The organism is Arthrobacter terrae (assembly GCF_015708085.1).
Taxonomy (GTDB): Bacteria; Actinomycetota; Actinomycetes; order Actinomycetales; family Micrococcaceae; genus Arthrobacter_M; species Arthrobacter_M terrae.
Genome location: NZ_JADNYM010000008.1, coordinates 75,000 through 101,356, shown reverse-complemented (window position 1 = coordinate 101,356; position 26,357 = coordinate 75,000). Strand labels below are relative to the sequence as shown.

26 protein-coding genes are annotated in these 26,357 nt (G+C 65.0%); 7 read left to right on the top strand and 19 right to left on the bottom strand.

The features are described from left to right. Window positions 1–4: 4 nt before the first annotated feature. From IV500_RS07880 to IV500_RS07810, 16 genes are all read right to left on the bottom strand, one after another. A complete protein-coding gene (locus IV500_RS07880; RefSeq protein WP_196396248.1) occupies window positions 5–652 on the bottom strand; it encodes a 4a-hydroxytetrahydrobiopterin dehydratase in 648 nt (215 codons plus the stop codon). 84 nt (window positions 653–736) lie between these two features. Continuing rightward, window positions 737–1,174 (bottom strand): helix-turn-helix domain-containing protein, encoded by a 438-nt coding sequence (locus tag IV500_RS07875; protein WP_196396247.1) that lies wholly within the window; start codon window positions 1,172–1,174, stop codon window positions 737–739. Window positions 1,175–1,302: 128 nt separating this feature from the next. Further along, window positions 1,303–1,794 carry a CinA family protein gene (locus IV500_RS07870; RefSeq protein WP_196396246.1) on the bottom strand — a complete coding sequence of 164 codons (492 nt, stop codon included), beginning with the start codon at window positions 1,792–1,794 and terminating at the stop codon, window positions 1,303–1,305. Continuing rightward, window positions 1,791–2,384 carry a CDP-diacylglycerol--glycerol-3-phosphate 3-phosphatidyltransferase gene (gene pgsA / locus IV500_RS07865; RefSeq protein ID WP_312875863.1) on the bottom strand — a complete coding sequence of 198 codons (594 nt, stop codon included), beginning with the start codon at window positions 2,382–2,384 and terminating at the stop codon, window positions 1,791–1,793. The genes IV500_RS07870 and pgsA overlap by 4 nt, the downstream gene beginning before the upstream one ends. Window positions 2,385–2,711: 327 nt before the next feature. Continuing rightward, entirely contained in the window at window positions 2,712–5,675 is a 2,964-nt protein-coding gene (locus tag IV500_RS07860) for an FtsK/SpoIIIE family DNA translocase (protein ID WP_196396245.1), read from the bottom strand. 229 nt (window positions 5,676–5,904) lie between these two features. Continuing rightward, window positions 5,905–6,810, bottom strand: a complete 906-nt coding sequence (gene dapA, locus IV500_RS07855) for a 4-hydroxy-tetrahydrodipicolinate synthase (RefSeq protein ID WP_196396244.1) — start codon at window positions 6,808–6,810, stop codon at window positions 5,905–5,907. Between the two features lie 146 nt (window positions 6,811–6,956). Next, the gene (locus tag IV500_RS07850; RefSeq protein ID WP_196396243.1) at window positions 6,957–8,573 is read right to left on the bottom strand and encodes an FAD-binding oxidoreductase; all 1,617 of its coding nucleotides are present in this window, start codon (window positions 8,571–8,573) and stop codon (window positions 6,957–6,959) included. A 50-nt stretch (window positions 8,574–8,623) separates the two neighbouring features. Next, window positions 8,624–9,085 carry a hypothetical protein gene (locus IV500_RS07845; protein WP_196396242.1) on the bottom strand — a complete coding sequence of 154 codons (462 nt, stop codon included), beginning with the start codon at window positions 9,083–9,085 and terminating at the stop codon, window positions 8,624–8,626. A 2-nt stretch (window positions 9,086–9,087) separates the two neighbouring features. Further along, window positions 9,088–9,927, bottom strand: coding sequence for a 4-hydroxy-tetrahydrodipicolinate reductase (gene dapB / locus IV500_RS07840; RefSeq protein WP_196396241.1), 840 nt, complete (start codon window positions 9,925–9,927; stop codon window positions 9,088–9,090). A 10-nt stretch (window positions 9,928–9,937) separates the two neighbouring features. Then, window positions 9,938–10,453 carry a molybdenum cofactor biosynthesis protein MoaE gene (locus IV500_RS07835; protein ID WP_196396240.1) on the bottom strand — a complete coding sequence of 172 codons (516 nt, stop codon included), beginning with the start codon at window positions 10,451–10,453 and terminating at the stop codon, window positions 9,938–9,940. After that, entirely contained in the window at window positions 10,443–10,940 is a 498-nt protein-coding gene (locus IV500_RS07830; RefSeq protein WP_196396335.1) for a MogA/MoaB family molybdenum cofactor biosynthesis protein, read from the bottom strand. The genes IV500_RS07835 and IV500_RS07830 overlap by 11 nt, the downstream gene beginning before the upstream one ends. Beyond that, window positions 10,928–11,479, bottom strand: coding sequence for a cyclic pyranopterin monophosphate synthase MoaC (moaC, locus tag IV500_RS07825; RefSeq protein ID WP_196396239.1), 552 nt, complete (start codon window positions 11,477–11,479; stop codon window positions 10,928–10,930). The genes IV500_RS07830 and moaC overlap by 13 nt, the downstream gene beginning before the upstream one ends. Then, complete coding sequence (locus IV500_RS07820) at window positions 11,476–12,843, bottom strand: molybdopterin molybdotransferase MoeA (RefSeq protein ID WP_196396238.1); 1,368 nt, start codon at window positions 12,841–12,843, stop codon at window positions 11,476–11,478. The genes moaC and IV500_RS07820 overlap by 4 nt, the downstream gene beginning before the upstream one ends. A gap of 71 nt (window positions 12,844–12,914) precedes the next feature. Continuing rightward, window positions 12,915–13,100, bottom strand: coding sequence for a hypothetical protein (locus IV500_RS21400; RefSeq protein WP_230854652.1), 186 nt, complete (start codon window positions 13,098–13,100; stop codon window positions 12,915–12,917). A gap of 18 nt (window positions 13,101–13,118) precedes the next feature. Next, window positions 13,119–13,319, bottom strand: a complete 201-nt coding sequence (locus IV500_RS21395) for an SRPBCC family protein (protein ID WP_230854651.1) — start codon at window positions 13,317–13,319, stop codon at window positions 13,119–13,121. Between the two features lie 39 nt (window positions 13,320–13,358). Further along, a complete protein-coding gene (locus IV500_RS07810) occupies window positions 13,359–13,976 on the bottom strand; it encodes a TIGR03086 family metal-binding protein (RefSeq protein WP_196396237.1) in 618 nt (205 codons plus the stop codon). A 222-nt stretch (window positions 13,977–14,198) separates the two neighbouring features. Between IV500_RS07810 and IV500_RS07805 the strand changes: the two genes are divergently transcribed. The 4 genes from IV500_RS07805 to IV500_RS07790 all read left to right on the top strand — a co-directional run bounded on the left by IV500_RS07805 (window position 14,199) and on the right by IV500_RS07790 (window position 17,515). Then, window positions 14,199–14,609 carry a TOBE domain-containing protein gene (locus tag IV500_RS07805; protein ID WP_196396334.1) on the top strand — a complete coding sequence of 137 codons (411 nt, stop codon included), beginning with the start codon at window positions 14,199–14,201 and terminating at the stop codon, window positions 14,607–14,609. After that, window positions 14,606–15,496 carry a molybdate ABC transporter substrate-binding protein gene (modA, locus tag IV500_RS07800; RefSeq protein ID WP_196396236.1) on the top strand — a complete coding sequence of 297 codons (891 nt, stop codon included), beginning with the start codon at window positions 14,606–14,608 and terminating at the stop codon, window positions 15,494–15,496. The genes IV500_RS07805 and modA overlap by 4 nt, the downstream gene beginning before the upstream one ends. Window positions 15,497–15,498: 2 nt before the next feature. Next, window positions 15,499–16,329, top strand: coding sequence for an ABC transporter permease (locus IV500_RS07795; protein WP_196396235.1), 831 nt, complete (start codon window positions 15,499–15,501; stop codon window positions 16,327–16,329). Between the two features lie 148 nt (window positions 16,330–16,477). After that, on the top strand, window positions 16,478–17,515 hold the full coding sequence (locus IV500_RS07790; protein ID WP_196396333.1) for a sulfate/molybdate ABC transporter ATP-binding protein: 1,038 nt from the start codon (window positions 16,478–16,480) through the stop codon (window positions 17,513–17,515). 26 nt (window positions 17,516–17,541) lie between these two features. Here the strand turns inward: IV500_RS07790 and IV500_RS07785 are convergent, their stop codons facing one another. After that, complete coding sequence (locus tag IV500_RS07785; RefSeq protein WP_230854650.1) at window positions 17,542–19,239, bottom strand: molybdopterin-dependent oxidoreductase; 1,698 nt, start codon at window positions 19,237–19,239, stop codon at window positions 17,542–17,544. A gap of 124 nt (window positions 19,240–19,363) precedes the next feature. Between IV500_RS07785 and moaA the strand changes: the two genes are divergently transcribed. Genes moaA through IV500_RS07770 form a run of 3 tightly spaced genes read left to right on the top strand, consistent with a single transcriptional unit; the run spans window position 19,364 to window position 22,619 of the window. Continuing rightward, complete coding sequence (moaA, locus tag IV500_RS07780) at window positions 19,364–20,434, top strand: GTP 3',8-cyclase MoaA (RefSeq protein ID WP_230854683.1); 1,071 nt, start codon at window positions 19,364–19,366, stop codon at window positions 20,432–20,434. Then, window positions 20,435–20,701 (top strand): MoaD/ThiS family protein, encoded by a 267-nt coding sequence (locus tag IV500_RS07775; protein ID WP_196396232.1) that lies wholly within the window; start codon window positions 20,435–20,437, stop codon window positions 20,699–20,701. Between the two features lie 34 nt (window positions 20,702–20,735). Beyond that, window positions 20,736–22,619, top strand: a complete 1,884-nt coding sequence (locus IV500_RS07770; protein ID WP_196396231.1) for a cation:proton antiporter domain-containing protein — start codon at window positions 20,736–20,738, stop codon at window positions 22,617–22,619. 131 nt (window positions 22,620–22,750) lie between these two features. Here IV500_RS07770 and IV500_RS07765 read toward each other — a convergent pair whose 3' ends face one another. Together IV500_RS07765 and IV500_RS07760 are read right to left on the bottom strand one after the other, a co-directional pair. Continuing rightward, window positions 22,751–24,106, bottom strand: coding sequence for a M16 family metallopeptidase (locus IV500_RS07765; RefSeq protein ID WP_376770193.1), 1,356 nt, complete (start codon window positions 24,104–24,106; stop codon window positions 22,751–22,753). A gap of 3 nt (window positions 24,107–24,109) precedes the next feature. Continuing rightward, the gene (locus IV500_RS07760; RefSeq protein ID WP_196396230.1) at window positions 24,110–26,353 is read right to left on the bottom strand and encodes a polyribonucleotide nucleotidyltransferase; all 2,244 of its coding nucleotides are present in this window, start codon (window positions 26,351–26,353) and stop codon (window positions 24,110–24,112) included. Window positions 26,354–26,357: the final 4 nt, after the last annotated feature.

Below are 26,357 nucleotides of genomic sequence, written 5' to 3'. Positions count from 1 at the left end.
TGCTTCACCGATCGAGGAATGTACAGACGCACACCTTGTTGCCTTCCGGATCAGCCAGGACAGTAAAGGCCGGCGCTTGGGAATCATCGACTACGCGGCCACCTGCGGCTACCGCGGTACGGATGCGCTCGTCCGCCACATCCGGCGGGATCCACAGGTCAAGGTGGAAGCGCTGACGGGGAGTCTCGTCTGCGTCCGTGTGCTGGAACCAAAGCAAGGGCAACTGGCCAGTGGGATCGACAACGTCGTCACCCTGGAGTGCAGCCGGGCTGCCGGCGAGTACGGCGGCCCAAAAAGGTCCGACGGCGGCGAGGTCGGCGGTGTCCAACGCGAGCTCGAGCCCGGTAACGGCCCTCGGCTCCGCAGCGATGCCCCGCTCCCGGGCAATTTCGCTGATCCGGCCGGCGAGATTCAGGTCCCGTTGGGTGAGTCCGCCCGCGTCATGGCTGATCAGCTTTAAATCCACCCACGGATATGTCAGCGTCACATCCGGATGATGGTTAGCCTCCTCGGCGGCCTCGGCCACAGCCGTGACGAACGCCAGACCGCCGGCAAAATCTCCGGTCAGAAACCGACCATGCAGCGCCCGGGCGAGCTTGCGCCAATCGGCCAGACCGGCGTTGATGATCTGCGCACTGCTGAGCTTTTCCATCTCCCCATTGTGTCAATGTCAGTGCACGCGCGGAAGGGCCCGGCACCAGCGGTGTCGGGCCCTTCCAACTCAAGTACTACAAGACTAGAACGCGTTGGACACTAGATCCTTGCTCAGTTCATCGGAAATTTCCTCGCCCAGATCCCTGCCATAGCGGGCAGAGAACTCCTGCGGAACGGTATCCGGAATCGAGACGCCCTCGGCTATGGCCAGTCTGTCGCTGACCTCCCGGAGCATCAGTGACAGTGGTACCTCAAGGGCCGAACAGATAGAGGACAGCAGCTCGGAGGACGCTTCCTTCTGCCCACGTTCAACTTCGCTGAGGTACCCCAGCGAGACACGCGCGTTATGTGAGACTTCACGGAGGGTACGACCCTGGCGTTGACGGACGTCGCGCAAGACATCACCGATCTCATGGCGTAAAACAACCATCTTGCGCTCCTTCTGCTCGTGCTTTGCCTCGGTCAAACCCACATCCCGCCAGCGCACCACGCCGTTTATGGATACGGGTTGCTTCACCATCTGTATCGCCTTGCTCCCTCTTTGTTCGGTACGACGACCGGCGTTGCCCGGTTGCCGTGTCGGCAGGTTGGTCATCCAATCCTAAGACCGGAACTCCCTGCCCGCTTTCATTATGACTAACTATTGGGTTACGGGTTTTGTTCCCGGACCTGGGCCACCACCTGCTGCAGCAAGGACAGCGCTTCATCACACGCCTGCTGCCGGACGTCGGAGCGCACGCCCGCAAAGTGGTACTCGTAGGCCTGCGCTACACCGTCGAGCGCTATACCGATGTAAACACTACCTACTGACTTTCCGCCGTGCGGTTCCGGACCGGCGACCCCGGTGGTGGCTACGCCCACTCGGGCACCGGTGATCCGGCATGCTCCCAGCGCCATTTCCCGGGCCACTTCAGGATCAACGGCCCCGGAGCTTTCCAATAGCCCGGCGCTGACGCCGAGGACCGAGGACTTCACCGAATTCTGGTATGCGATGACCCCGCCCAGTAGCATGGCCGATGCTCCCGGAACCTGGACCAGCGCTGCGGCGACCATCCCGCCGGTGAGCGACTCTGCCGTCGCCACGCTCAGCCCGGCGGCTGTCGCATCGGCAATAATCCGCGGAAGATCCAAAATAATCACGAAGGCCCCGCCTTTACTGCCGCCCGCAACCGGATGGCCTGAACGATGTAGTCAACGCCGGTGACCAAGGTAACCAACAGTGCGACGAGAATGACGATCAAAGCAATGATGCCAAGCCACGGCGCGACCGTGCTCAGCGGCAGAAGATAAAGGAAAATTGCCGCTGTCTGCAGCACCGTCTTGAGCTTTCCGCCACGCGATGCCGGAATGACGCCGTACCGGATCACTACGAACCGCAACACGGTGATGCCCACTTCGCGGACCAGCATCAGGATGGTCACCCACCACGGCAGCTCCTGGAGCGCCGAAAGAATTATCAGCGCCGAGCCAATCAGGAGTTTGTCAGCAATCGGGTCGGCGATTTTTCCGAAGTCGGTCACCTGCCCGCGTTTGCGGGCGATGTCGCCGTCCAGCTTGTCCGTGTAAATGGCGACGGCGAACGCCAGGACGGCAACCCAGCGCCAGATCCCCTCCGCACCGTTATCCGCGAGCAGGAACCAGATGAAGAACGGCACCAGCACAATCCGCAACATCGTCAGGATGTTAGGCAGGTTCCATAGCTGCGCGGCCGGCGCGGTCGATTCGCTCACCACCTAAGGCTACCCGCCGAGGGGCCCGCCGGCGGCCTTTGGCCGGTGGGAGGCGGGAGCCGCTACCCGCCGAGGGGCCCGCCGGCGGCCTTTGGCCGGTGGGAGGCGGGAGCCGCTACCCGCCGAGGGGCCCGCCGGCGGCCTTTGGCCGGTGGGAGGCGGGAGCCGCTACCCGCCGAGGGGCCCGCCGGCGGGCACGCCATTGCCCAACGGTCACTATCTGCCGTTATCCCGACGCTAAAACGACTACTAAAACGACAGTTAGCGACCGTTCGCGCGAGGCCCCGGGACGTGCCACGTTCAGCCGCCGCCGCGCGACGCCGCCCCTCAACGCCCGGTCAGGGACCAAGCGTCGCTGTCGCCGTCGTCGTCCTCCCCGGATGGCACATCTGCGCCATCGTAGTACTCCACCGCGTGTGTGCGGGCGGCAAGGTCATCCGCCACCAGATCGCCGCCGTAGCCGTGATTGGCATTGGCGTTCTCCGCCAGTGCAGCTGTGGAGGGACTCACCGGGGCCTGCGCCGCAGCGTCATCCCCGCGCAATGCCGACAAAGTAGCCGCGAGGTCATCGGGCTTGACCAGCACGTCGCGGGCCTTGGAACCTTCGGAGGGCCCCACTACTCCCCTGGATTCGAGCAGATCCATCAGCCGGCCCGCCTTGGCAAAACCGACGCGGAGCTTGCGCTGCAGCATCGAGGTGGAGCCAAACTGTGTGGTCACCACCAACTCCGTGGCCTGCAGCAGGACGTCCAGATCGTCGCCGATGTCGTCGTCGATTTGTTTCTTCGGCGCCTCTACCGCAACATCCTGGCGGTAGACCGCCTTCAGCTGCCCCTTCACATGTTCCACGACCTGGTGGATTTCCGATTCCGTGACCCAGGCGCCCTGCACCCGGATGGCCTTGGAGGCGCCCATCGGCAGGAAGAGCGCATCTCCCTGACCGATCAGCTTCTCCGCACCGGGCTGGTCCAGGACGACGCGGGAATCCGTCACCGAGGACGTGGCGAACGCCATCCGGGACGGGACGTTGGCCTTAATCAGACCGGTCACCACGTCAACGGAGGGACGTTGGGTAGCCAGCACCAGGTGGATCCCGGCGGCGCGGGCCAGCTGGGTGATGCGGACAATCGAATCCTCGACGTCGCGCGGGGCGACCATCATCAGGTCCGCGAGCTCGTCCACAATGATCAGCAGATACGGGTACGGCTTGACGACGCGCTTGGAATCAACCGGCGGGTGCACCTTGCCGGCGCGCACGGCCTTGTTGAAGTCGTCGATGTGCTTGAAGCCGTAATTGGAGAGATCGTCGTAGCGGGTGTCCATTTCCCGGACCACCCACTGCAGTGCCTCGGCGGCCTTCTTCGGGTTGGTGATGATGGGCGTGATCAGGTGCGGGACGCCCTCGTACGCGGTCAGTTCCACGCGCTTGGGGTCCACCATTACCATCCGCACCTCATCCGGGGTGGCCCGCATCAGGATGGAGGTAATCATCGAGTTCACAAACGAGGACTTGCCGGCCCCGGTGGCTCCGGCCACCAGAAGGTGCGGCATCTTGGCGAGGTTGGCCACCACGAAGCCGCCTTCCACGTCCTTGCCGACGCCCATCACCATGGGATGCTCATTGCGGCGCGCGTTCTGGCTCCGCAGCACGTCCCCCAGCGACACGGTTTCGCGGTCCGTGTTGGGGATTTCGATACCGATGGCGGACTTGCCGGGGATGGGCGAGAGGATGCGGACATCGGCACTGGCAACCGCGTAGGAAATGTTCTTGGACAGCTGTGTGACGCGCTCGACCTTGGTGCCGGAACCGAGCTCTATCTCATATCGGGTCACGGTGGGCCCGCGGGAGAAGCCGGTTACCTGCGCGTCCACGTTAAATTGCGTCAGCGTGTCGGTCAGGGCGGCGACGACGGCGTCATTGGCTTCGGAGCGTTCCTTCGGCGGCGTGCCGGGAGCCAGCAATTCGGCATCGGGCAGCGTGTAGGTGACGTCCCCGGCCAGCGAGAGCTGTTCGGTGCGCTGCGGAATCGGCGGCTGCGGAGCCGGAACCCGGGACAGCACCGGAACCGTCGGTGCAGCCACGGTTGCTGCAGCACCGGACCCCGTGGACGTAGAGCCCGCGCCGCCGATACCCGAAGCCACGGTGGAAATGGCTTCCGTCACCGGAGCGGCATCCGTGCTGGTGGCCAGCCCCTGTCGGGCCTTGATCTTGTCGGCCGCGATTTCGGCCTGGGTGGGGCGGCGGACGCCCGGAGCCACCGCAGGCTCGGCCCGTGCCGGAACAGCGCCGGCGGACGGCGCAGGATGCGTGCCGTCGTCGTCAATCAGCGCACGCTCAAACGCCTCGTCGCCGACATAACCGTCCAGCAGCGCGCCATCGTCGGCCCCGCGTTTGCGCCCGAACAGCCCCTTGCCCTTTTTCCGGCCGACGCGGGCCTCGGTGTCCCGTCCGGATGCCTGGCCGTCCTCGTCATAGAGGTAGCTCTGATCATGTCCTGCGGCATCCATTGCCGCCTCGTCCGGATACTGCCCCATCAGGGCCTCGTACAGCGCGCGCAACCGCATCGGAATCGCCCGGAACGGGGTAGCCGTCAGAATCAGCACACTGACAAACGCCAGTACCGACCAGACGGCCACGGCCAACCAGACATTGACCCCGGCCAACAGGCCGCCGGCCAGGAAGCCGAGCATGCCGCCGGCGGCCTGCAGACCGGCGAAGTCGCCGCCCGGCCCCGGCATGCCGCCCCCTACATGGGCCAGGCTCGTTCCGGCGAGCGTGAGCAGGCTAAAGCCAATGGCAACGCGATTGTTTCCCCGCACATCCGCCGGCCGGCGGAAGACCCGGATGGCGAAGATCAGCAGCATCGGCGGAAGGACCACGGCGAACCAGCCGAACGTTCCGCGCAGGACACCGTGCACCCCATCAACGAACCCGCCTGTCAGCCCCCACCACTCGAAGGTCGCGATGAAAGCGGCAAGCAGCACAAAGAACAGACCGCTTCCGTCACGGCGTTCCTCCGGCGGCAGCGCGCTCAGATCCCGCCCCATTCTGCGGGTGACACCGCCGAGGAGGTGTCCGATTCCCTGCCAGCAGGCGGCGATGAGCCGCGCCGGCCAGATGGGACGGATTTCCGGCTCGGGGTCGGGTGCTTTTGTGCGCGGCTGTGCCCTCGGTTGCGTGCCCGGTTGCTTGTCCGATGAGGCCGGCCGGTTGGTGGACTTCGGGGAGCGCCCGGAGGTACCGCCCGAACGGCCGGCAGACGGGCGGGCGGGGGAAGTTCTAGTCGCCATATCCGCCATAGTACCTGTGAATCACTGCAATTCCGGGCATTTCCCCAGGCCGTGTGGAAGGTGCCGGGAACAGATGCACCGGCCGGCAGCAAGGAGCGCCCGCCCTGCGCCCTGAAGTGCCGCCGGAATAAACACTGGCGCGGACATTGGCATTAGTGCAGTCCGGCTTCGGCAGATCAATGCCCTCTGCCCAGCCACGCAAAATGATCATCGCCGGATCAACCGGGAATCAAAGCGCTATTCCGGCTTCTGCCAGATCGGCCTTAATTACGTCGATCTCGGCCTGGCCCGGTTCCAGCAGCGGCAGCCGAACCATCGAGTTGGGCAGCACGCCCTGCCACTTGAGAATCTGCTTGGTGGAAACGGCACCTTGAATATGGGTCATTACGGCACGCACCACCGGATCCAGCTCAAAGTGCAGGATCCGGGCAGTGGCAAAGTCGCCGGCATGCGCGGCATCAATGAGGGCGCGGAATTTCTTCGTAGCAACGTGTGCGGAAACGCTGACGAGTCCGACGGCGCCGGCGGCCATCCACGGCAGCGTCAGGCCGTCGTCGCCCGAATACACGTCTAGATCGGTATTGGCCAGCACCCGCGTCGTAGCGGAAAAATCCGACTTCGCATCCTTGAGCGCAAGGATCCGCCGGTGATCCGCCAGCCGGATAATCGTTTCTGTGGCGATGGGGACGCCGCTGCGGCCGGGAATGTCGTACAGCATCACCGGAAGCTCCGTCGAGTCCGCCACGGCCTCAAAGTGCGCCTGGATTCCTCCCTGGCTGGGCTTGTTGTAATAGGGCGTGACCAGCAGCAGTCCGTCCACCCCCAACGCAGCGGCACGCTGGGAAAGGCTGATTGAGTGGCGGGTGTCGTTGGTACCGGTCCCGGCGATCACCTTGGCACGGCCACCGACTGCGCCCACGACAGCCTCGAACATGCCTAGGTTTTCTTCATCTGTCAACGTTGACGTTTCACCCGTTGTCCCGGTGACAACGAGTCCGTCGCACCCGTCGTCCACGAGCCTGCCGGCCAGCTCGGCGGCCTGCTGATAGTCCACCGCACCGTCTGCGGTAAAGGGAGTAACCATCGCGGTCACCAGCGTTCCAAAGGGATAATTGCGCGTATCAGACTCAGCCATGGCTAAAACGTTACCCGTTCCGTCCGCGGTCTGAAGCAACGCGCCCACACCGCGGCAAGCGGACACGCTAAAGTCGATCAATTATGACGGCGGCGAACGCCATCGCACGTCAGCGAGTCGGCAGGTACGGATTAGTTGCCCTGCTGCTAATACCCTTGCGGCAGGTTGAAGAGGTTGTCCGGATCAACAGTCGCCTTGATCTCCTTGAGCCGGCCGGCATTGACACCGAAATAGGCGGCAGCGGAGTCCGGGATACTTGCGTCCGCATAGTTAACGTAGGCGCCATTGCCCCACGAGGGAACCATGGCGGCGCGGCTTCCGCGGACATACGCGTCGAACGGCGCCGGGTCAACGCCGCTGGCATACGTTGCGGTGTACTGGACGGTGGCCAGGGCTTGGCGGTGGACAAACGCGGTCGCGTCCGGGGCCGCCTTGGCTACCGCGCCGCCCAGGGCGTCGAGTGAGACCCCGCCTTCGACCAGCCCAGGCACGGCCGATGCCGCCTGCACGCGCGCCAACAGCGCAGCTACCCCGCCGGCGTCGAGCATGCGGTAGGGAACATGCGAGGTGCCGCTGAATGCACCGCGCTGCAGCGCACCGCCGGTTCCGGTGTGACATTGGTCCACCGGCGTTGATGCACAGCCGGCATACCCGAGCATCACGTCGAGGTAGCTGCGGTTCAGGACAGGGCGGGTGAGAAGTGGATAGCTGCCGACGGCGGCGTGCAGCGGCGCGAACTGCGCGTCCAGTTCCGCCGCCGGTCCCGTCCACGTGCCGGAAAGCTGGACCAAGGGCTCGGCGTGGTTGCTGCCGCCGAGCAGTTTCAGCGTCGACCAGAGGCGGGTGTCGGCCTGCGGCGCCCAGTTCTGCCAGGCTTGGATAACCGCCGCCGCGACGGCGTAATCCCACTGTAAATACACGGTACTGATCACCGGAGCCGGTTGCGTGGCGAAGGACAGCGATGTCACCACGCCCAGCAGGCCGCCGCCGCCACCGCGGCAGGCCCAGAACAGATCCGGCTCATTGTTGGCGTCGGCCGTGCGGATCCGGCCGTCAGCGGTGACAAGCCGAACGCCTGTCAACGCGTCGCAGGTCAGGCCATAGGCCCTGGTCAGCACGCCGACACCGCCGCCCAAGGCCAGACCGGTTATTCCCACTGTGGGGCAGGATCCAGCGGCCAACGCCCGGCCGGCATTGGCGAGTGCGGCGTAGACCGACACCAGCGATGCACCGGCGCCAATGGTCGCGGTGCCATCGGCGGCCACGGTGATTCCAGCCAGCGGGCGCGTGTCCAGCACCAGCGAAGGAGCAATTCCCGTTCCGGGCGCCCCACCGGCGGAGTATCCGCGGTAGCCGTGACCGCCGGAGCGCACCGCCAGCGGCACCCTTTCCCGCACGGCGAATTGCACCGCAGCGGCGACGTCTTCCTCAGCCGCGGCCGAGAGCACGGCAAGGGGCATGGCCGCATCGAAGCGCGGGTTCTCGGTCAGCCGCAGCGAGTTGTAGCGGTCGGCGTTCTCAGCGCTGGAGTCCGGCAGCGTCAGCGTGCCCTTGAGCCCGGACGCCAGCGACGGCCAGTCCGGCGGACCGGCGGCGTTCGTGGCGGAGCTCTGCACCGGGCCACCGGAGCTCGGAACCGGGCCGGATGGGCTCTGCGGCGCACTTGACGGAGCGCTGGCACGGCCCTCGCAGCCAGCCGTCAGCAGCGCTGCAGCAGACACCAGCAGCAGCTGGCGACGGGATGGCAGGGGCTGGTCGGACATGGCAAAAGCTTAGCCCTGCTCCTGTACGCACAGCGCGCGCGCTGCCGCGGTCAGCGGCCTGCAGCGGCCGGAGCGGCGCGAAACATGGTGATGGCCGCACGCATGGTCTTGCGCGCCCGCGTCCTGTCCCCGGCCGCATCGTAGGCGCAGGAAAGCCGAAACCAGGAACGCCAGTTCTCCGGTGCCGCTTCCGCCTCCAACTGGTACTTCGCAAATTCTGCGTCCGCGGCCGCACGGACAATCCGGCCACCGGGCGTGCGCGGCAGCTCATCCACCGGCAGACCGCCCTCGGCTTCCAGGATTTTTGCCAGTCGTTCCATCCGCGAGCCGAAGAGCAGTTCGCGGATCAGGGCCCACGCGCCCACCATCGGCAGCACCAGATAAGCGGCCCCAAGGCCCTTGGAGGTCAGGTTGGGGTCCGCGAGGAGCAGGAAGGCGCGCTGGACCATAATCACCAGATAAAAGACCAGCAGCAGGCAGATCAGCCCGACCCAGATTTTTGTTTTTGACATTCCTAGGCCTCCAGGTCCAGATAACCGTCGAGTCCAATGGTCAGGCCCGGACGGGATGCGACGGTACGCACACCGAGCAGGACACCGGGCATGAACGAGGCCTGCGTAAACGAGTCGTGGCGGATCGTCAGCTGTTCGCCGAATCCGCCCAGGAGCACCTCCTGGTGCGCGGTCAAGCCAGCCAGCCGCACGCTGTGCACCGGGATGCCGGCCACCGTAGCCCCGCGGGCGCCGTCGAGCGCGGTTTCGGTCGCATCCGGCGACGGCGGCATGCAAGCCTCTGCGCGGGCTGCGGCGATCAGCTGCGCCGTGCGTAGTGCCGTCCCGGAAGGGGCATCAACCTTGCGGGGATGGTGCAGCTCGATGATCTCCACCGAGTCAAAGTATTTGGCGGCGGTGGCGGCAAATCTGCCCGCCAGCACGGAGCCGACGGCAAAATTCGGTGCAATCAGCACGCCGGTCTTCGGATGCTCCGCCAGCAGGGAGCGCAGCGCCTGCAGTTTTTCATCGGTCCACCCCGTGGTGCCAACGACGGCGTGGATGCCGTGTTCGACGGCGAACCTGACGTTGGTCTCGGTGGAATCCGGGACGGTCAGATCGATGACGATCTGTGCATCCGCAGTCAGCAGTGTCTCCAGCGCGTCGCTGCGGCCCAGCGAGGCGACCAGCTCCAGATCCGGCGCGGCGGCGACCGCCTTAACGGCCTCCTGCCCCATCTGTCCACGCGCACCCAGCACCGCGACCCGCACCGCAGGGCCGGCTGGTCCGCGGCGCGGCTCGGCGCGGCCGGACCGGCCACCGGCCGGCCCGACCGCGGGGATTTGGCGTGCGTGTTCACTCATACCGCCAAGTTTACCGGTGGCCGGGCCCCTGCCCGGCACCAACCCATTCCACCGTGCCGTCCGCGAAGAGCTGCTCCTTCCAGATCGGCACCTCTTCCTTGATCCGGTCCACCAGTGCACCACATAGGCTAAAGGCCAGCTGCCGATGCGGGGTTGCGACGACGCACACCAGCGCGGCGTCGCCGATCTCCAACGGACCCACCCGGTGCGCAGCCCAAATGCGGATATTTGCCTCGGCACTATTCGACACGGCGCTGTCCGGCACTGCACTGTCCGACACGGCACCGTTCGGCTGGTCAGCTGCGTATTCGGCCAGGACGGCTGCCACCACGTCGGCCATCACCCGTTCGGCGCTCGGATGCGCCGAGTAGCCCAGCCGGTGTACGTCCTTGCCGCCGTCGTGATCGCGCACCACGCCACTGAAGCTCACGACGGCCCCGCAGCCGGGGGCTTCGACGGCGGCAAGTGCGGTATCGACGCTAATCGGCGCCTCACTTAACAACGCTGCAAGAATTTCAATGCTCATGACTGCCCTCCAGCTGATCGCAAATATGGTCCAGCATCGGCGCCAGAACCGCCAACCCATCCCGAATTCCACCGGCTGAGCCGGGCAGGTTCAGCACAAAGGTCCGGCCGGCGACTCCGGCGTAGCCCCGGCTCAGCGCCGCCGTTGGTGTCTTCACTGCTCCCGCCGCGCGGATCGCCTCCATGATGCCCGGAATCTCGCGCTCCAGCAGTGGAAGCGTCATTTCCGGTGTCACGTCATCGGCGCTCAATCCGGTGCCGCCGCTGGTGATAATGACGGCGGGGTGCTGGTTGAGCAGGCTCTGCAGCGCGATGCGGACGTTCTCTCCGTCCGGTACTATCTGCGCCGGGAGCAGCTCGAATCCGCGCGTGGCCAGCCATTGGGCGATCAGCGGAGCACTGGCGTCGGGATACGTCCCGGCAGCGGCCCGGGTGGAAGCAATGACGATTCCGGCAACCCGGCCGGGATTGGCATTCACAGCGCCCAGTCCCCACTCTTGCCGCCGCTTTTTGCCAGCACCCGGATGTCCGTAATGACTGCATGTTTGTCCACGGCTTTAATCATGTCGTAAACGCTCAGCGCCGCCACGCTCGCGGCCGTCAACGCTTCCATTTCCACACCCGTCACCGAACGCGTCTTGACCATCGCCTGCACCGTTACCGAGGAATCCGAAAGCTCGAAGTCGATGGTGACTTTGCTGATCGGCAGCGGGTGGCAAAGCGGGATGAGCTCCGGGGTCTTCTTGGCGGCCATGATCCCGGCCACGCGCGCCACGGCCAGCGCGTCGCCCTTGGGAAGTTCGCCGGCCCCGAGCAGAGCCATGACCGCCGCCGTCGTCGTCACCACCGCCTGCGCCGTGGCCTGCCGCGTGGTCTCCGCCTTAGCCGAAACGTCCACCATCTGCGCCGTGCCATCGGCACGCAAATGAGTCAGCCCATCGGCACGCAAATCGGTTGGGACGGCGTCCGGCGAATCGGGCGGGACTGCCTTCGGCACGGCCTCGGGCGGAATCGGTGAAATATTCATAGCAGCCATACTTCCACCTCTGCCCCCGCGGCAAGGGAAGTTATCTCAGCCGGGACGTGAATCAGCGCGTTCGAGGCAGCAAGCGCACCGAGCAGGTGCGACGACGGCCCACCTTCGGGACGGACGGTGGGATGAGCCGCCGGGCGGGCAGCTTCGAAAACCGCCCGGCGGATCTGGTGTTTGCCAGGTGGCGAGGTCAACGCTTCGGTCAAGGACGCCAAGACCTTGATTCGTGACCGCGGAGCTCCAATGAGTTCCGTCAGGGCCGGCCGGAGGAACATTTCGACGGACATCACCCCGCTCACCGGGTTCCCCGGGAAGCCCAGGAAAGGTACGCCGTCGAAGGTCCCCAGTCCCTGCGGGCCCCCCGGTTGCATCGCCACGGAGAGAAAATCCACCTGCTCTCCGGCCAGTCCCTGCCTGACGACTTCATAGGCTCCGGCGCTGATTCCCCCGGTGGTAACGATCGCGTCTACGCCGCCGCCGGTGGCCAGGTATTGCCGGACTGTCCGCAGGAACAGGGCAGGATCGTCCGGCACCAGCCCTGCCGGCAGTACTTCCGCACCCGCCTCGAGCAGGGCGGCCTGCAGCAACATTGAATTGGCATCATAGATTTTGCCCGCCGGAAGCCCAGTACCCGGGGCCAGGGTTCCGGCAAGGACGACCTCGTCCCCCGTGGTCAGCAGCAGAACACGCGGTTGGCGCCGGACGGACAACGTTGTCAGTCCCAGCGCAGCGGCCAAGCCCAAATGCCCGGCAGTCAGCCGCGTTCCCGCCTTGATCACCCGCTCGCCGCGGCGTACATCGCTGCCGGCGGCACGGACAAAGGTGCCTGCTGCGGTGGCGGGCAGCGCTACCGTTTGTCCGGAACCCGGCGACGCGTCCGGGAAAACCGGCGGAATGGCCAGTTCCACCGGGACCACAGCGTCCGCGCCGTCGGGCAGCATGGCGCCGGTCATGATCGGCGCCGCCTGGCCGGGAAGCAGCGCGGCCGGAACGGCGCCTGCAGGGATGGCCGCGGCGAGCGTGAGCACCACTGTGTGTGCACCGCGCGCACGATCAACGCCGTCGACGTCCGGGCTGTTCACATCAGGGTTGTTCACATCCGGGTTGTTCACATCCGGGTTGTTCACATCCGGGTCGATGCCGTCCGGGCCGTTCACGTCCACACTGTTGACCGCGAACCCGTCCATCTGCGAGTTGGCGAACGGCGGAAGATCCAGCGGCGCCAGCACATCATCGGCCGCCACCCGCCCCAGGGCCGCGATCAGCGGCAGGGGCGTGCCGCCGTCGAACTTTCCGTCCCATGCGGCGCTCAGCAGCGAAAGCACCGCCAGCTGATGTTCGGCAACGGTTCTGCGCATGGCCCATCCTTTTCGCTAGCGGTTCTCCACTAGCTTGCCACAGCCGGTTGCCGGGAAGACCAGCACCGCAGTCAGCAGCCGTTCTCTGCAATCCGCTTGAGCGCGGCAAGGTCTGCGGCGACGGCCGCCGCGTCGCCGGCAAAGTCCGCCTCGCTTATTCCGGGCCTGCGGCGGATTGTGAAAACCACCTCGCAGCTCTCCCCATCAGCGATCACGCGAACCGGGTTGTAGACGCTCTCTCCGGAAGGCAGCGTCACATCGTGGTCCAGGATGCCTTAAGGATTCGTACCGATGAAATCGATTCGAATCCGTCCCATCGGTGAATCAGCAAGCCAGTGGTCACCGGCCCGCACCAGCTGGCTTCCGGTGAGCCCCGCGGCCCACTGCGGCAGATGGGCAGGATTAGAGGCGTAGGCGTAAACCTCGGCGATCGGGCGGTTGATCGCGATCCAGACCTGTTGCGACGCCTGGCTCATCAATTGGTCCCTTTCGTTGGCGGGCGGACCATCATCGGCTCAGCGTCCGACGTTTGACACGCCGGCGGCCGGCTCCCAGACGGGATCCCGGCCGAACCATCCGGCAAGTCGATCCTGCATCGGAGCATCATCGGGCACCGGGATCTCCGCGCCGAAGGCCTGGTCTGGACCACGATAGGCCGGTTGGAGCATCCGCCGTCCCCAAGCCAGGGCATAGGACGTCACGGCAGGATCCAGCTCAACGCGCTGCCCGGTGGCACGGGCAAGATCCCACGCATGGACGGTCAACTCGGTGATCTGCTGGTCGGCGCGGCTAATCAGCGGTACGTCCTGACCACCCGGTTCTTGGGCAGTCGCCTTCGGGTCCGCACCCCGCCAGGTACTGAGCAGCGTCTGTGCGCGTTCCTGGAAGTTGGCGGACCAGTCACTTACAGCGGGCTTGGGCGCTGGTGCCCAATCGGCTGTTTGAGCACGGGCCGCCAGCGTGAAATTTTCCAGGTCCTGCACCACAATGTGTGCCAGCAGGGCCTTTACGTCCCAGGCGCTGCATGGTGTGGGGAGTGAGGTCTGTTCCGGCTTCACGCCCGCAACGAGGTTACCCGTCTGCAGCAAAGCGCGCTCCAGCAGATTCATGGCATGGCCGGCGTCTACCGTCATAACAATTCCTTCCGTGGAGTTTGTGAAGCGGGACGCACTTTCGTGCGGCCGGCCAGGGAGCCGGTCACGTTCCGTGGGCAGGATTCTACTCTGACAGTCTGCTGAAATCTGCGGTGCACAAAATTAGGTTTGAAACCGTCAAATGCCCCTGGTGTGCGCTCAGTCGTCCATGCAGGTCCAATCCTCTTGCCTAACCGCGTCTGAGGAAATAATGTGACGTATGTGACGCAGATACGGATTTCAGATGCAGCGCGCTTTTTGAGCGTCAGCGATGACACGGTGCGGCGCTGGATTGAGAACGGGATGCTTTCCGGTGCCAAGGATGATTCCGGCCTGGCGGTGGTGGAAGGCCTGGAACTCGCCGCGCTGGCGCGGAAACAGTCGGTACTGCCGGATGACCCGGCACAAGTCAGCAGTTCCGCGCGCAATAGGTTTGTCGGATTGGTGACCAATATCGTGGCGGACAAGGTGATGGCCCAGGTTGAACTGCAATGCGGCCCGCATCGGATCGTTTCGCTGATGAGCAGCGAAGCCGTACGAGAGCTGGGGCTGGAGCCGGGCTCCGTGGCCACCGCCGTTGTTAAAGCAACCACCGTCATCGTCGAGACAGCGCAACGCAAGAGTGCCGTATGAGCCGGCTTTCGTCCCGCGCCCGGCCCGGTCATTTAACCCGGGTCACCCTTGAACGCCGGCTGCGGCGCCTGGCTGGCCTGATCTGCGGGCTCCTCCTTTGCACGGTCCTGGCCGGCTGTGGTTCCTCGGATGCCGGTCCCGCCGGAGCAGGCTCCTCGAAGGCAACGGGCGCAGCCGGGTCACCGGGATCTGCGTCCGCCGGCGCGGATTTGTCCGGAACTCTGACCGTTTTCGCCGCGGCCTCGCTGACTACCACCTTTACAGATCTGGCCAAGGAGTTCGAAACGGACCATCCCGGCAGCAAAATCCGGCTCAGTTTCGCAGGTTCCTCCGATTTGGTCACGCAGATTTCCGAGGGCGCTCCGGCAGATGTCTTTGCTTCCGCCGACAATGCCAATATGTCAAAGCTGGAGACTGCGTCCCTGCTCGCAGCCGGTCCCACGAACTTCGCCAGCAACGTGCTGACCATCGCGGTTCCGCCGGATAATCCGGCTGATATCGGAAGTTTCAAAGACCTGGGCCGGTCCGGGGTGAAAGTGGTGGTCTGTGCGCCGCAGGTCCCCTGCGGTGCTGCAGCGGCAAAGGTTGAGCAGGTCACAGGTACCGAGGTGAAACCCGTCAGCGAGGAGTCTTCGGTGACGGATGTGCTCGGAAAGGTCAGCTCCGGCGAGGCCGATGCGGGCCTGGTCTATGTCACAGATGCCAAGGGCGCGGGCAACAAAGTCACCGCTATTGATTTTCCCGAGGCAGCAACTGCCGTTAATACCTATCCGATTGCTACCGTAGCCGGCAGCACGCACAAGGAGCTCGCAGCTGCCTTCATTGCACTGGTGACCGGGCCGGCGGGGCAGAGAGTCCTTCTCGCCGCGGGGTTTGGAAAACCCTGAGCGTGCACGGAGCAGGAAAAGCCCCCGCTGCCATTACGATCCCGCTGTGGATCTGGGTTGTCGCCGCCGCCGGAGGATTGTTTATTCTCCTGCCTCTGGCGGCCATGGTGACCCGTGTCAACTGGCCTCAGTTTGTGCCGCTGATAACCTCCGGTCCGTCATTGACGGCCCTGGGATTGAGCCTGCGCACCTCTGCGGTCAGCACGGTCCTGTGCATTGTGTTGGGCGTTCCTTTGGCATTGGTGCTGGCACGCGGTCAGTTTCCCGGTCAACGGCTGCTGCGCTCGCTGGTGCTGCTGCCCCTTGTACTCCCCCCGGTAGTGGGTGGAATCGCGCTGCTGTATACCTTTGGCCGACGCGGCCTGCTGGGTTCGTCATTGAGTGTGCTGGGTATCCAGATAGCGTTTTCCACGACTGCGGTGGTGCTGGCTCAGACATTCGTGGCACTGCCATTTCTTGTCCTCAGCCTCGAGGGCTCTCTCCGTTCCGCCGGAACCCGCTATGAGTCAGCCGCAGCAACCTTGGGGGCCGGGCCCGGAACAGTTCTGCGCCGTGTCACGTTGCCGCTTGTCCTGCCGGGTCTGGCTTCCGGAGCGGTGCTCGCTTTCGCGCGCAGCCTCGGTGAGTTCGGAGCCACCCTGACGTTCGCCGGCAGTCTGGAGGGTGTTACCCGCACCCTTCCATTGGAAATCTATCTGCAGCGTGAAACCGATCCGGACACCGCCGTCGCGCTGTCCCTGGTGCTCGTGGTGATTGCCGTCGCGATTGTTGGCTTGACCTTCCGCCGAACGGCACCCAAGCTCCTAAACTCCGGAGGCACCCGTGACGCATAGCCCGGAAACGTCCCGCCAGGTCCCCTCCGGCCAGGTCCCCTCCGGCCAGGGCACGTCCCGCCAGGTCCCGTCCGGCCAGGGCACGTCCGGCGCCGTGACGGTCAGACCCGCGGTCTTTAGCATCGACGCCGCTGTAGCTGACCGCGGCATGAGTGTTTCCCTGGAGCTTTCCGACAAGGAAACGGTGGCCGTACTTGGTCCTAACGGTGCAGGAAAGTCGACCCTGCTCGGGCTGATCGCGGGCCTGCTCCGCCCCAGCTCCGGCCGCGCCGATCTCGATGGCAGAGTACTGTTCGATGCCGGCACCCATTGGGTCCCTGCGCACCAGCGCAAAATCGCGCTGCTGGCACAGGAACCCCTGCTCTTCCCGCACCTTACTGTGCTGGATAATGTGGCCTTCGGCCCTCGGTCTGCGGGCGCCAGCAGGGGCGACGCCCGACGTGCCGCAAGGCACTGGCTGGGTGAAGTCGACGCCCTCGGCTTCGCCCACCGCCGCCCCGGACAGCTCTCCGGCGGCCAGGCCCAGCGCATCGCCATCGCAAGGGCTCTAGCTGCCGAGCCGGACCTGCTGCTGCTCGACGAGCCGATGGCGGCCCTCGATATCACCGTCGCGCCGATGCTGCGCAAACTACTCAAACGCGTCCTGGCCGGCCGCCGGGCCATCATTGTCACCCATGATGTGGTCGACGCCCTGGTTCTGGCCGATCGGCTCGTGGTGCTCGACGCCGGCAGAATCGTCGAAGCGGGGCCGACACGGCTGGTGCTGGAACGGCCGCAAAGCGCCTTCGCAGCCGGTCTCGCCGGACTCAATCAGATCACCGGGACCGTCACCGGCCACGGGCTCGTCAGCGAGGACAATATGTCTATTGCCGGAGTGGTGGACGACGCCGCTGTTCCCGGAGAGCCGGGGGTGGCTGTTTTCCGGCCCGGTGCAGTCTCGGTCTTCCCGGAGCCGGTGCACGGCAGTCCGCGCAATACCTTCCCCGCCACCATCACGGATCTGGAACCGCATGGAGACCAGATTCGGATAAGAGCCGGCGCACTCGCCGCCGATGTCACGCTGTCTGCCGCCGCCGACCTCGCTCCAGCTCCAGGGAGCATCGTCTACTTCGTAGTCAAGGCCGCCGCCGTTGTCATCTATCCTGCGAAAACAGTGCGTAACGATGAGGCAGGCCCGCGGCCCTGAGCTGGGGGCGGGGCAGCACCGTCTGCTCAGGCCGTCTGCAGCGTGATCGTATGATATCCACTGGCCCCGTCCGGAACCACCGGTGCCACCTGATCCGTCTGCGGTTCGCCGCCGCCGTCGAACGCTCTGACCTGGATCTGATGCTGACCGGTTCCGGGAGCGAGCCGCGCCGTCCACTGCACCCACGTGTCCTTGGAGATCCCGGCACCCAGCACAGCGTCCTGCCAGCTGCCGCCATCGGCTCGGACCTGGACCTTCGAGATGCCCCTGTGCGGTGCCCACGCGACGCCACCGAGGGCAACGGTGTCCGTCTTCAGTGAGGTGCCGTCGCGGGGTGTGTCGATCCGGGATTGGGTTTTGATGGGCCCGTGATCCGACCAGCCTCGGGTTGACCAGTAGCCCTTCTCGTCGGCAAAGCGGGTGACCGTCAAACTGGTGACCCACTTCGTTGCGGAGACGAATCCGTACAGACCAGGAACTACCAGCCGCGCCGGGAAACCGTGTTCCTGCGGCAGCGGCTCACCGTTCATGCCGACGGCGATGATTGCGTTGCGTTGGTCCGTCATGGCCTCAAGCGGCGTTCCGGCGGTAAATCCATCCGTGCTGCGGGAGAGCACCATGTCCGCTCCGGGCTGCACACCGGCCATTGCCAGCAGCTCCCGGACCGGCCAGCCCAGCCACTTCGCATTCCCCACCAGGGAGCCGCCCACCTCGTTGGATACACAGGCCAACGTGGTGTAGTTCTCCACGAGCGGCTTGGCCAGCAGTGCCCTCAGGTCAATTTCCACCTCATGGTCGACCATGCCGTTGACCTTGAGCTTCCAGCTGTCCGGATTGACCGTCGGAACGACCAGCGCGGTATCGATGCGGTAAAAGTCGGCATTCGGGGTCACCAGCGGCGCAATATGCGGCAGGGCAAGTTCGGCACCCTCCGGAAGGGCAGCGGCGGGGGTGGCCGGCGCGGGCAGAACCAGATTTGCCCGGGCCTGCGCGATGCCGACGGCGGTCGAGCGCACTGCCGCTGCGGCGATTCCGACGACGACGGCGACGGCCCCACCAACTCCGACGGCCTGCAGGAAGCTGCGTCGCGCCGGCGAACGGTCCGGATCCGTCGCACGGTCCGGATCCGTCGCACGGTCCGACGGGCGGCCCAAATCCGGCGTCCGGTCTGCGCTATGCCCAACCGCGGGGTCCCAAACGCCCAGCCAGCGCTGGTACCGATTGCGGTAAAACGCCAGTAGCGCCATGGCCAGCAGAGCCGCCACGACAGGACCGGCCAGTGCCGCCGCACTGGCCTGCGCCCGGGTCAGCACCGCTGCTGCTCCGATGACGCCGAAGGCCGCGATCCCCACTATCCCCGTGAATCGTCGGCGCGTTTCCGCAATTCCCGCCGCGCCAGCCAGGACCGCGATCACGATGCACATTACGATCAGGAAGACCAATTTGTCGGACGTGCCAAAGAGCGAAATTGCACCCTCTTTGACAGCGGGCGGAAGTGCATCGATAACTGCGCCGCCCACTGCGGTGACAGGAGAAACCGCGGGGCTGACCGCGGCGGCCGTCAGTTCACCGGCGATGACACCTAACGCCACGGAGACTATTCCCCCGGCCGCGGCCCAGATTCCGGCGCTGCGGGGTATATCCGCGCGTTGGACGGCTGCGCGTGGTTCATCCGTTTGAGCTCTCATACCCACATAACGACCGGCGCGGGGCTGCTGTTCCATGGTCACGTTCCGGTGGCCGACGACGGCACTCCCCTGCCGCCGTCGGCCGTCGTCCTCCCACCTCTGGCTCCAGTGGCGTAGCGTGGGGGGTATGAACGCAGTCTCAGGACCGGTGACTCTCGGCATGCCCGGCGCGCTTAGCGGTGCAGCGCCGGAAAACAGCGCGGCATTAGTGGACCGCTTCGGTCGGCGTGCCACGGATATGCGTTTGTCGCTGACGGATAAATGCAATCTCAGATGCACCTACTGCATGCCCGCCGACGGGTTGGACTGGCTGAGCAAGGACAAGGTCCTCACGGCGGCGGAGATTCTGCGGCTGGTGCGCATCGGCGTGGATGGCCTTGGCGTGCGCGAACTGCGCCTGACCGGCGGGGAGCCGCTGGTCCGGGCCGACCTGGTGGGCATTATCGCGGGTCTGCGCAGCGCCCACCCGCTGCTCCCGGTCTCGTTGACCACCAACGGGATCGGTCTGGCGGGCAAGGCGCAGGCGCTCAAGGATGCCGGCCTGACCAGGATCAACGTGTCACTGGATTCGCTGTGTGCGGAAACTTTTGCGCAACTGACCCGTCGCCCGTTCCTGGACAAGGTGCTGGCCGGGATTGACGCCGCCGATGCCGCAGGGCTGGGCCCTATTAAGATCAACGCCGTACTGATGCGCGGCATTAATGACGACGGCGCCGCTGATCTGCTGGACTGGGCGCTGACCCGTGGCTACGAGCTCCGGTTCATCGAGCAGATGCCACTGGACGCGGACCGCGGCTGGACCCGGGACAACCTGGTGACGGCCGAGGAGATCCGGGGGCTGCTGGCTCCCCGTTTTGAGCTATCGGCTGATCCTCGCGACCGCGACGGTGCACCGGCCGAACGCTACGAGGTCCGGCTCCCCGGTTCCAGTGCGCTGCTGGGCACACTGGGCATTATCGCCTCCGTGACTGAACCGTTCTGCGCGGACTGCAAAAGGACCCGGATCACTGCCGAGGGGAAGGTCATGAGCTGCCTGTTTTCCCGCACCGAGGTGGATCTGCTGGCCTTACTCCGTTCGGAACCTCAGACACCGGCCGGCGACGGCGCCATTGCGGCCCGCTGGCAGGAGGCCATGTGGGCCAAGCCAAAGGCCCACGGAATGGACCACACCGGGCTCGGCGACGCGGATTACGTCCAGCCGGAGCGCACGATGAGCGCGATCGGTGGATAGATGCTGATCCGCTACTTCGCTGCTGCCCGCGCGGCCACGGGCATGAACGAGGAGACGCTGCTGCACGGGGGGCCCATTAGCGTCAATGAGCTGCTGGAACAGCTGATTGCCCTGCATCCGGTTTCGGCCTCCGCCCATGCACAGCCGTTGGCGGACCTGTTGTCCCGGTGCAGCTTCCTGCGTAACGAGACCGCTGTCCGGGATCTGACAACGGAACTGCACCCGGACGACGTTGTCGATGTTCTGCCGCCGTTCGCAGGCGGTTAAGCCGGGTCCAGCGTGCAGCTGAGAGAATAGGGCGATGGACGTAGCTTTGGGGCTGCTGGCGCTGGTGGCCGTGGTGTGTGCCTGCAGCGCAGTAGGCCGGAAAATCGGGTTTTCGGTTCCGCTGCTGCTGGTTCTGGTCGGAGTGGCCGGGTCCTTTTTGCCCTTTGTGCCGCGGATTGCACTGAACCCGGATCTGGTGCTGATCGGGTTGTTACCGCCGCTGCTGTATGCGGCCGCACTTCGGACGTCCATCACTGACTTCCGCTCCAACAAAAGGTCCATTGCGCTGCTGTCCGTGGGTTATGTGATTTTCGGGACCCTTGCCATCGGCTTCGTTTCCTGGTGGCTGTTCCCCGAAATACCGCTGGCCGCAGCCATCGCTTTGGGGGCCGTGGTGGCACCACCGGATGCTGTCGCGGCTACTGCGATTGCCCGCAAGGTCGGGATGCCCCGACGCATTGTGAATATCCTGGAGGGCGAATCGCTGGTCAATGACGCCACTGCACTGGTCTGCCTCCGGGCCGCCATAGCGTCGATCGGAGGTACGGTCTCAGCAGTCGGAATAGGTGCCGATTTCCTGCTCGCAGCCGGCGGCGGCGCTGCCGTCGGAATTGCCGCAGCATTCCTCTTGCTGCAGCTGCGCAAGCGCACCCGAAATGTGCCGATTAACACCTCGCTGTCACTGGTGGCGCCGTTGGTTGCCTATCTCCCCGCCGAGGCCATTCACTCCTCGGGTGTTTTGTCCGTTGTAGTTGCCGGGCTGATCATGGGGGCCAAAGCACCGTTGATGCCAGGCGGCGCGGCGCGGCTAAGCCAGCGCAGCAACTGGAGCACGGTCCAGTTCCTCCTGGAAAATGCCGTGTTCCTGCTGATCGGTCTGCAGGTGCGGTCCATCATCGCAGCTGTCGCGGACGACTCCTTCGGTCCCGGCAGGATTTGGACGGGCTGCGGCGTTATTCTGCTGGCTGTGCTGCTGCTGCGGCCTATCTGGGTCTTTCCCGCCACCTACCTTCCCCGGCTGATTCCCGCAGTCCGGGAAAAGGACCCGGCCCCGCCGTGGCAGTATCCCACCATCATTTCCTGGGCGGGCATGCGCGGCGTGGTGACTCTCGCTGCGGTCCTTGTCCTTCCGGTCTCCCTTGCGCACCGATCCGTCCTGATCCTGGCAGCACTGATCGTCGTCGGCGGCACCCTGGGGTTGCAGGGGCTCACCTTGCCCGCCCTGGTGCGGAAGCTGGGTGTGCGCGGGCCGGACCGGCGGGAGGACGTGCTGAGCCAGGCGTCCCTGATGCAAATGGCCACCACAGCCGGGCTTGCCCGGCTGCAGGACATGCGGACGGCCGAGGATCCCCCGGAAGTTCTGGCAATGCTCAAGCGACGCACACAGGAACGGGGCCTGGCTGCCTGGGAACGATTGGGTAGATCGGAGGCGGACCAGGGAACGCCCAGTCAGAGGTATGCCCGGCTGAGGCTCTCTATGCTGGAAGCGGAGCGGGAGAAGGTTTTGACCATGCGCCGTTCCGGTGCGTACGACGATGAAGTATTCGACGGTGTCCTGGAAAGTCTGGATGTGGAGGAATCAATGTTGGATTCAGCGATAGAAGAAACGAACGACGACGGCGAAACGACGGCAATGGCCCCGGGCGCCCGGTTCACGGATTCCGGTGGATGCGAACACCTGCAGGCTGCACCGGATCTGCCCGTACCGGCTGAACCGTTCTGCGCGGACTGCATCCGCGAGGGCACCACACCCGTACACCTGCGGATGTGCCTTACCTGCGGCAACGTCGGCTGCTGCGACTCCTCCCCCGGCCTGCATGCGACCGTGCACTACCGTGCCACCGGGCATCCGGTGATGCGCAGCGCCGAACCGGGAGAAAACTGGCGTTGGTGTTACCCGGATGAGCTGCTGAGCTAAAGTGCCCGCTACCCCTTCAGATTGGTGCGCACCTGCGCAGCGCTGGGTGCTTGCGCTGCGCAGGAGTTGCTTCTGCGCAGGGTTCCGTGCCAACGCTGCGCAGATTTGTGCGCTTTTGCCCGGCCGAGGGGTCAGAGACCGAAGGTTTCGGTTTCCTCAAACGGCCCGACGACGGTGATGGTCCGCGGCGCCGCTGCGAGTTCGCGCGCCAGTGCCTGAACTTCTTCCGCAGTGACCTTCGCGATGCGCTCCAGGGTCTCGTCGATATCCAGGAATTCTCCGGAGACCAGTTCCGATCGCCCCAGCCGGGACATCCGCGAGCCGGTATCCTCCAATGCCAGCACGATACCGCCGGATAGTTGGCCCTCGGCCTTGCTCAGCTCTTCCACCGTGATCCCGTCCGCGGCGAGTTTTTCCAGCTCACCGGTCAGCAGGGCGATCACCTGGCCGACCTTTAGCGGCGCGCAGCCGGCATACATACCGAAGTAGCCTGCGTCCGCGTAGCCGGAGGCAAACGAGTACGTCGAGTAGACCAGTCCGCGTTTTTCCCGGATCTCCTGGAACAGGCGTGAAGACATTCCGCCCCCCAAAACGGCATTGAGCACGCTCATCACAAAGCGGCGTTCGTCGGTGGCAACGATGCTCGGGCAGCCCAGAATGATATTGGCCTGCTCGACCTGCCGCTTGATCACATGCAGGCCGGCAGTCCCGGCAATCTGCACCGGATCGCTGGACCGACGCGCGGTCGGGGCTGCGTCGTCGTCCATTTCCCAGCCGGCCGCGCTGAGCGCGGAAAGGACCTGGCTGCAGACCGTTTCATGGTCCAACCCGCCCGCAGCAGTAATGACGAGTTCATCGGGTCGGTAGTAGCGCTGGTAGTGCGCCCAGACGGAATCGCGTGAAACGGCGCGGATAGCAGCCGGTGTGCCACCAATCGGACGGCCCAGTGAATGGCCGCCCATGACGGCTGCAACAAAATTTTCGTGGGCAACGTCGGTCGGGTCATCGCGGTCCATCGCGATTTCCTCGAGAATAACGTCCCGTTCCTGCTCCAACTCGGCAGGATCCAGCACCGCGCCGGTGATCATGTCCGCGATGACGTCGATGGCCATCGGCAGGTCAGTATCCAGCACTCGGGCGTAGTAGCAGGTGCTTTCCTTGGCGGTAGCCGCATTGGACTCCCCACCGACCTCGTCAAAAGCGGAGGCGATTTCCAGCGCCGTGCGGCGCCGGGTTCCCTTGAACAGCAGGTGCTCGAGGAAATGGGTCGAGCCGTGTTGGCCCTCGGCTTCATCCCGAGAGCCAACACCGACCCAAAACCCGATTGTCGCGCTCCGCTGCGACGGCATGGACTCGGTCAACACCCGCACTCCCCCGGGCAGGACGGAACGACGCACAACGGCGCCACCGGCGTGGCCCGAAATCACTGCGGAGTCCTGACCGACCGTTCCGGCGGCGGACATGAGCGGCAAAGGGGTAAAGGCCATGAATTACTCAGCAGCGCTATCTGCCGACACGGCGGACTCGGCAGCGGCTTCCTCGGCCACGACGGGCGAGAGGGAGAGCTTTCCACGGTCATCGATCTTGGTGATTTCCACCTGGATCTTTTGCCCAACGGAGACAACGTCATCCACATTGTCCACGCGCTTGCCACCGGCGAGCTGGCGCAGCTCGGAGATGTGCAGCAGACCATCCTTGCCCGGAGTGAGCGAAATGAACGCCCCGAAGGTGGTCGTCTTTACGACGGTACCCAGGTAACGCTCGCCGATCTCGGGGATCTGCGGGTTGGCGATCGCGTTGATCGCCGAACGGGCAGCATCGGCGGAGGGACCATTGGTCGCGCCGATGTAGACCGTGCCGTCATCTTCGATGGAGATGTCGGCGCCGGTGTCCTCCTGGATCTGGTTGATCATTTTGCCCTTCGGCCCAATGACCTCGCCGATCTTATCCACCGGGATCTTGACCGCGATGACGCGGGGCGCGAACTCGGAGAGCTCGTCCGGAACGTCGATCGCGGCGTTCAGCACGCCCAGGATGTGCAAACGGGCCTCGCGGGCCTGCTTCAGGGCCGCGCTGAGCACGGAGGCCGGAATTCCGTCCAGCTTGGTGTCCAGCTGGATGGCCGTGACGAACTCGGACGTTCCGGCAACCTTGAAGTCCATGTCACCGAAAGCGTCTTCGGCACCCAGGATATCGGTCATCGCCGCGTAGCGGGTCTGTCCGTCAACCTGATCGGACACCAGCCCCATGGCGATGCCGGCAACCGGCGCCTTCAGCGGCACACCCGCGTTGAGCAGGGACAGCGTGGAGGCGCAGACCGAACCCATCGAGGTGGAACCGTTGGAGCTCAGCGCCTCGGAGACCTGGCGGATCGCGTACGGGAATTCCTCACGTGAGGGCAGTACCGGAATCAGCGCACGCTCAGCGAGGGCACCGTGACCGATCTCGCGGCGCTTCGGGGAACCGACGCGGCCCGTCTCACCGGTGGAGTAGGGCGGGAAGTTGTAGTTGTGCATGTAGCGCTTGCGCGTGACAGGAGACAGCGAATCGATCTGCTGCTCCATCTTGAGCATATTCAAGGTGGTGACACCCAGAATCTGGGTCTCGCCGCGCTCGAAGATTGCGGAACCATGCACGCGGGGCAGGACCTCTACCTCGGCGGTGAGCTGGCGGATGTCCGTCAGGCCGCGGCCGTCGATGCGGATCTGGTCCTTGAGGATGCGCTGGCGCACCACCTGCTTCGTCACCGAGCGGAAAGCAGCGGAAAGCTCCTTTTCGCGTCCTTCGAACGCACCGGACAGCGAGCTGACAACCTCGTTCTTGAGCGCATCGGAAGCGTTATCGCGGTCCTGCTTGTCAGCGATCTGGAAGACCTCGGTCAGCTTAGCCGCCGCGGCATTTTCCACGGCTGCGAAGGTGTCATCCTGGTAGTCCAGGAACACCGGGAATACCGCGGTCGGCTTGGCAGCGCGTGCTGCCAGGTCTGCCTGTGCTTCGCAAAGGGCCTTAATAAACGGCTTGGCCGCTTCCAGTCCTTCGGAAACGATTTCCTCGGTGGGAGCGGTTGCCCCCTCTTCCTTAATCAGCTTCCAGGAGTTATCCGTCGCTTCGGCCTCGACCATCATGATCGCAACGTCACCGTCAGCGGTGACCTTACCGGCAACCACCATGTTGAACACGGCGTTTTCAAGCTCGGAATGCTTCGGGAAGGCAACCCACTGGGAGCCCTGCTCATTGTTGACCAAAGCAACGCGGACGCCGCCGATCGGGCCGGAGAACGGCAGACCGGAGAGCTGGGTGGACATCGAGGAGGCGTTGATCGCAACCACGTCATACAGAACGTCCGGGTTGATCGCCAGCACGGTGACCACAATCTGGACCTCGTTGCGCAGACCCTTTACGAACGCGGGGCGCAGCGGGCGGTCCATCAGGCGGCAGGCCAGAATGGCCTCCGTGGACGGGCGGCCTTCGCGGCGGAAGAACGAGCCCGGGATACGTCCGGCAGCGTACATGCGCTCCTCTACGTCAACCGTCAGCGGGAAGAAGTCGAATCCTTCACGCGGGTGCTTGCCCGCCGTCGTCGCCGACAGCAGTGCCGTGTCCTCGTCGATGTAGACCATTGCCGCTCCGGCGGCCTGCTGCGCCAGCCGGCCGGTCTCGAAGCGGATAACGCGCTTGCCGTAGCGGCCGTTGTCAATGACGGCCTCTGAGTACTGAATTTCGGGACCCTCCATAGAG

Bases quoted from the DNA above. Each gene is read 5' to 3' on its own strand.
- moaC (WP_196396239.1), bottom strand. From the start codon at position 11,479: ATGAATATTTCACCGATTCCGCCCGAGGCCGTGCCGAAGGCAGTCCCG.
- IV500_RS07820 (WP_196396238.1), bottom strand. From the start codon at position 12,843: ATGCGCAGAACCGTTGCCGAACATCAGCTGGCGGTGCTTTCGCTGCTG.
- IV500_RS07880 (WP_196396248.1), bottom strand. From the start codon at position 652: ATGGAAAAGCTCAGCAGTGCGCAGATCATCAACGCCGGTCTGGCCGAT.
- IV500_RS07760 (WP_196396230.1), bottom strand. From the start codon at position 26,353: ATGGAGGGTCCCGAAATTCAGTACTCAGAGGCCGTCATTGACAACGGC.
- IV500_RS07790 (WP_196396333.1), top strand. From the start codon at position 16,478: ATGAGTGTTTCCCTGGAGCTTTCCGACAAGGAAACGGTGGCCGTACTT.
- dapA (WP_196396244.1), bottom strand. From the start codon at position 6,810: ATGGCTGAGTCTGATACGCGCAATTATCCCTTTGGAACGCTGGTGACC.
- IV500_RS07850 (WP_196396243.1), bottom strand. From the start codon at position 8,573: ATGTCCGACCAGCCCCTGCCATCCCGTCGCCAGCTGCTGCTGGTGTCT.
- IV500_RS07810 (WP_196396237.1), bottom strand. From the start codon at position 13,976: ATGACGGTAGACGCCGGCCATGCCATGAATCTGCTGGAGCGCGCTTTG.
- moaA (WP_230854683.1), top strand. From the start codon at position 19,364: ATGCCCGGCGCGCTTAGCGGTGCAGCGCCGGAAAACAGCGCGGCATTA.
- IV500_RS07875 (WP_196396247.1), bottom strand. From the start codon at position 1,174: ATGGTGAAGCAACCCGTATCCATAAACGGCGTGGTGCGCTGGCGGGAT.
- IV500_RS07770 (WP_196396231.1), top strand. From the start codon at position 20,736: ATGGACGTAGCTTTGGGGCTGCTGGCGCTGGTGGCCGTGGTGTGTGCC.
- IV500_RS07860 (WP_196396245.1), bottom strand. From the start codon at position 5,675: ATGGCGACTAGAACTTCCCCCGCCCGCCCGTCTGCCGGCCGTTCGGGC.
- IV500_RS07845 (WP_196396242.1), bottom strand. From the start codon at position 9,085: ATGTCAAAAACAAAAATCTGGGTCGGGCTGATCTGCCTGCTGCTGGTC.
- dapB (WP_196396241.1), bottom strand. From the start codon at position 9,927: ATGAGTGAACACGCACGCCAAATCCCCGCGGTCGGGCCGGCCGGTGGC.
- IV500_RS07835 (WP_196396240.1), bottom strand. From the start codon at position 10,453: ATGAGCATTGAAATTCTTGCAGCGTTGTTAAGTGAGGCGCCGATTAGC.
- modA (WP_196396236.1), top strand. From the start codon at position 14,606: ATGAGCCGGCTTTCGTCCCGCGCCCGGCCCGGTCATTTAACCCGGGTC.
- IV500_RS07765 (WP_376770193.1), bottom strand. From the start codon at position 24,106: ATGGCCTTTACCCCTTTGCCGCTCATGTCCGCCGCCGGAACGGTCGGT.
- IV500_RS07775 (WP_196396232.1), top strand. From the start codon at position 20,435: ATGCTGATCCGCTACTTCGCTGCTGCCCGCGCGGCCACGGGCATGAAC.
- IV500_RS21395 (WP_230854651.1), bottom strand. From the start codon at position 13,319: ATGAGCCAGGCGTCGCAACAGGTCTGGATCGCGATCAACCGCCCGATC.
- IV500_RS07785 (WP_230854650.1), bottom strand. From the start codon at position 19,239: ATGGAACAGCAGCCCCGCGCCGGTCGTTATGTGGGTATGAGAGCTCAA.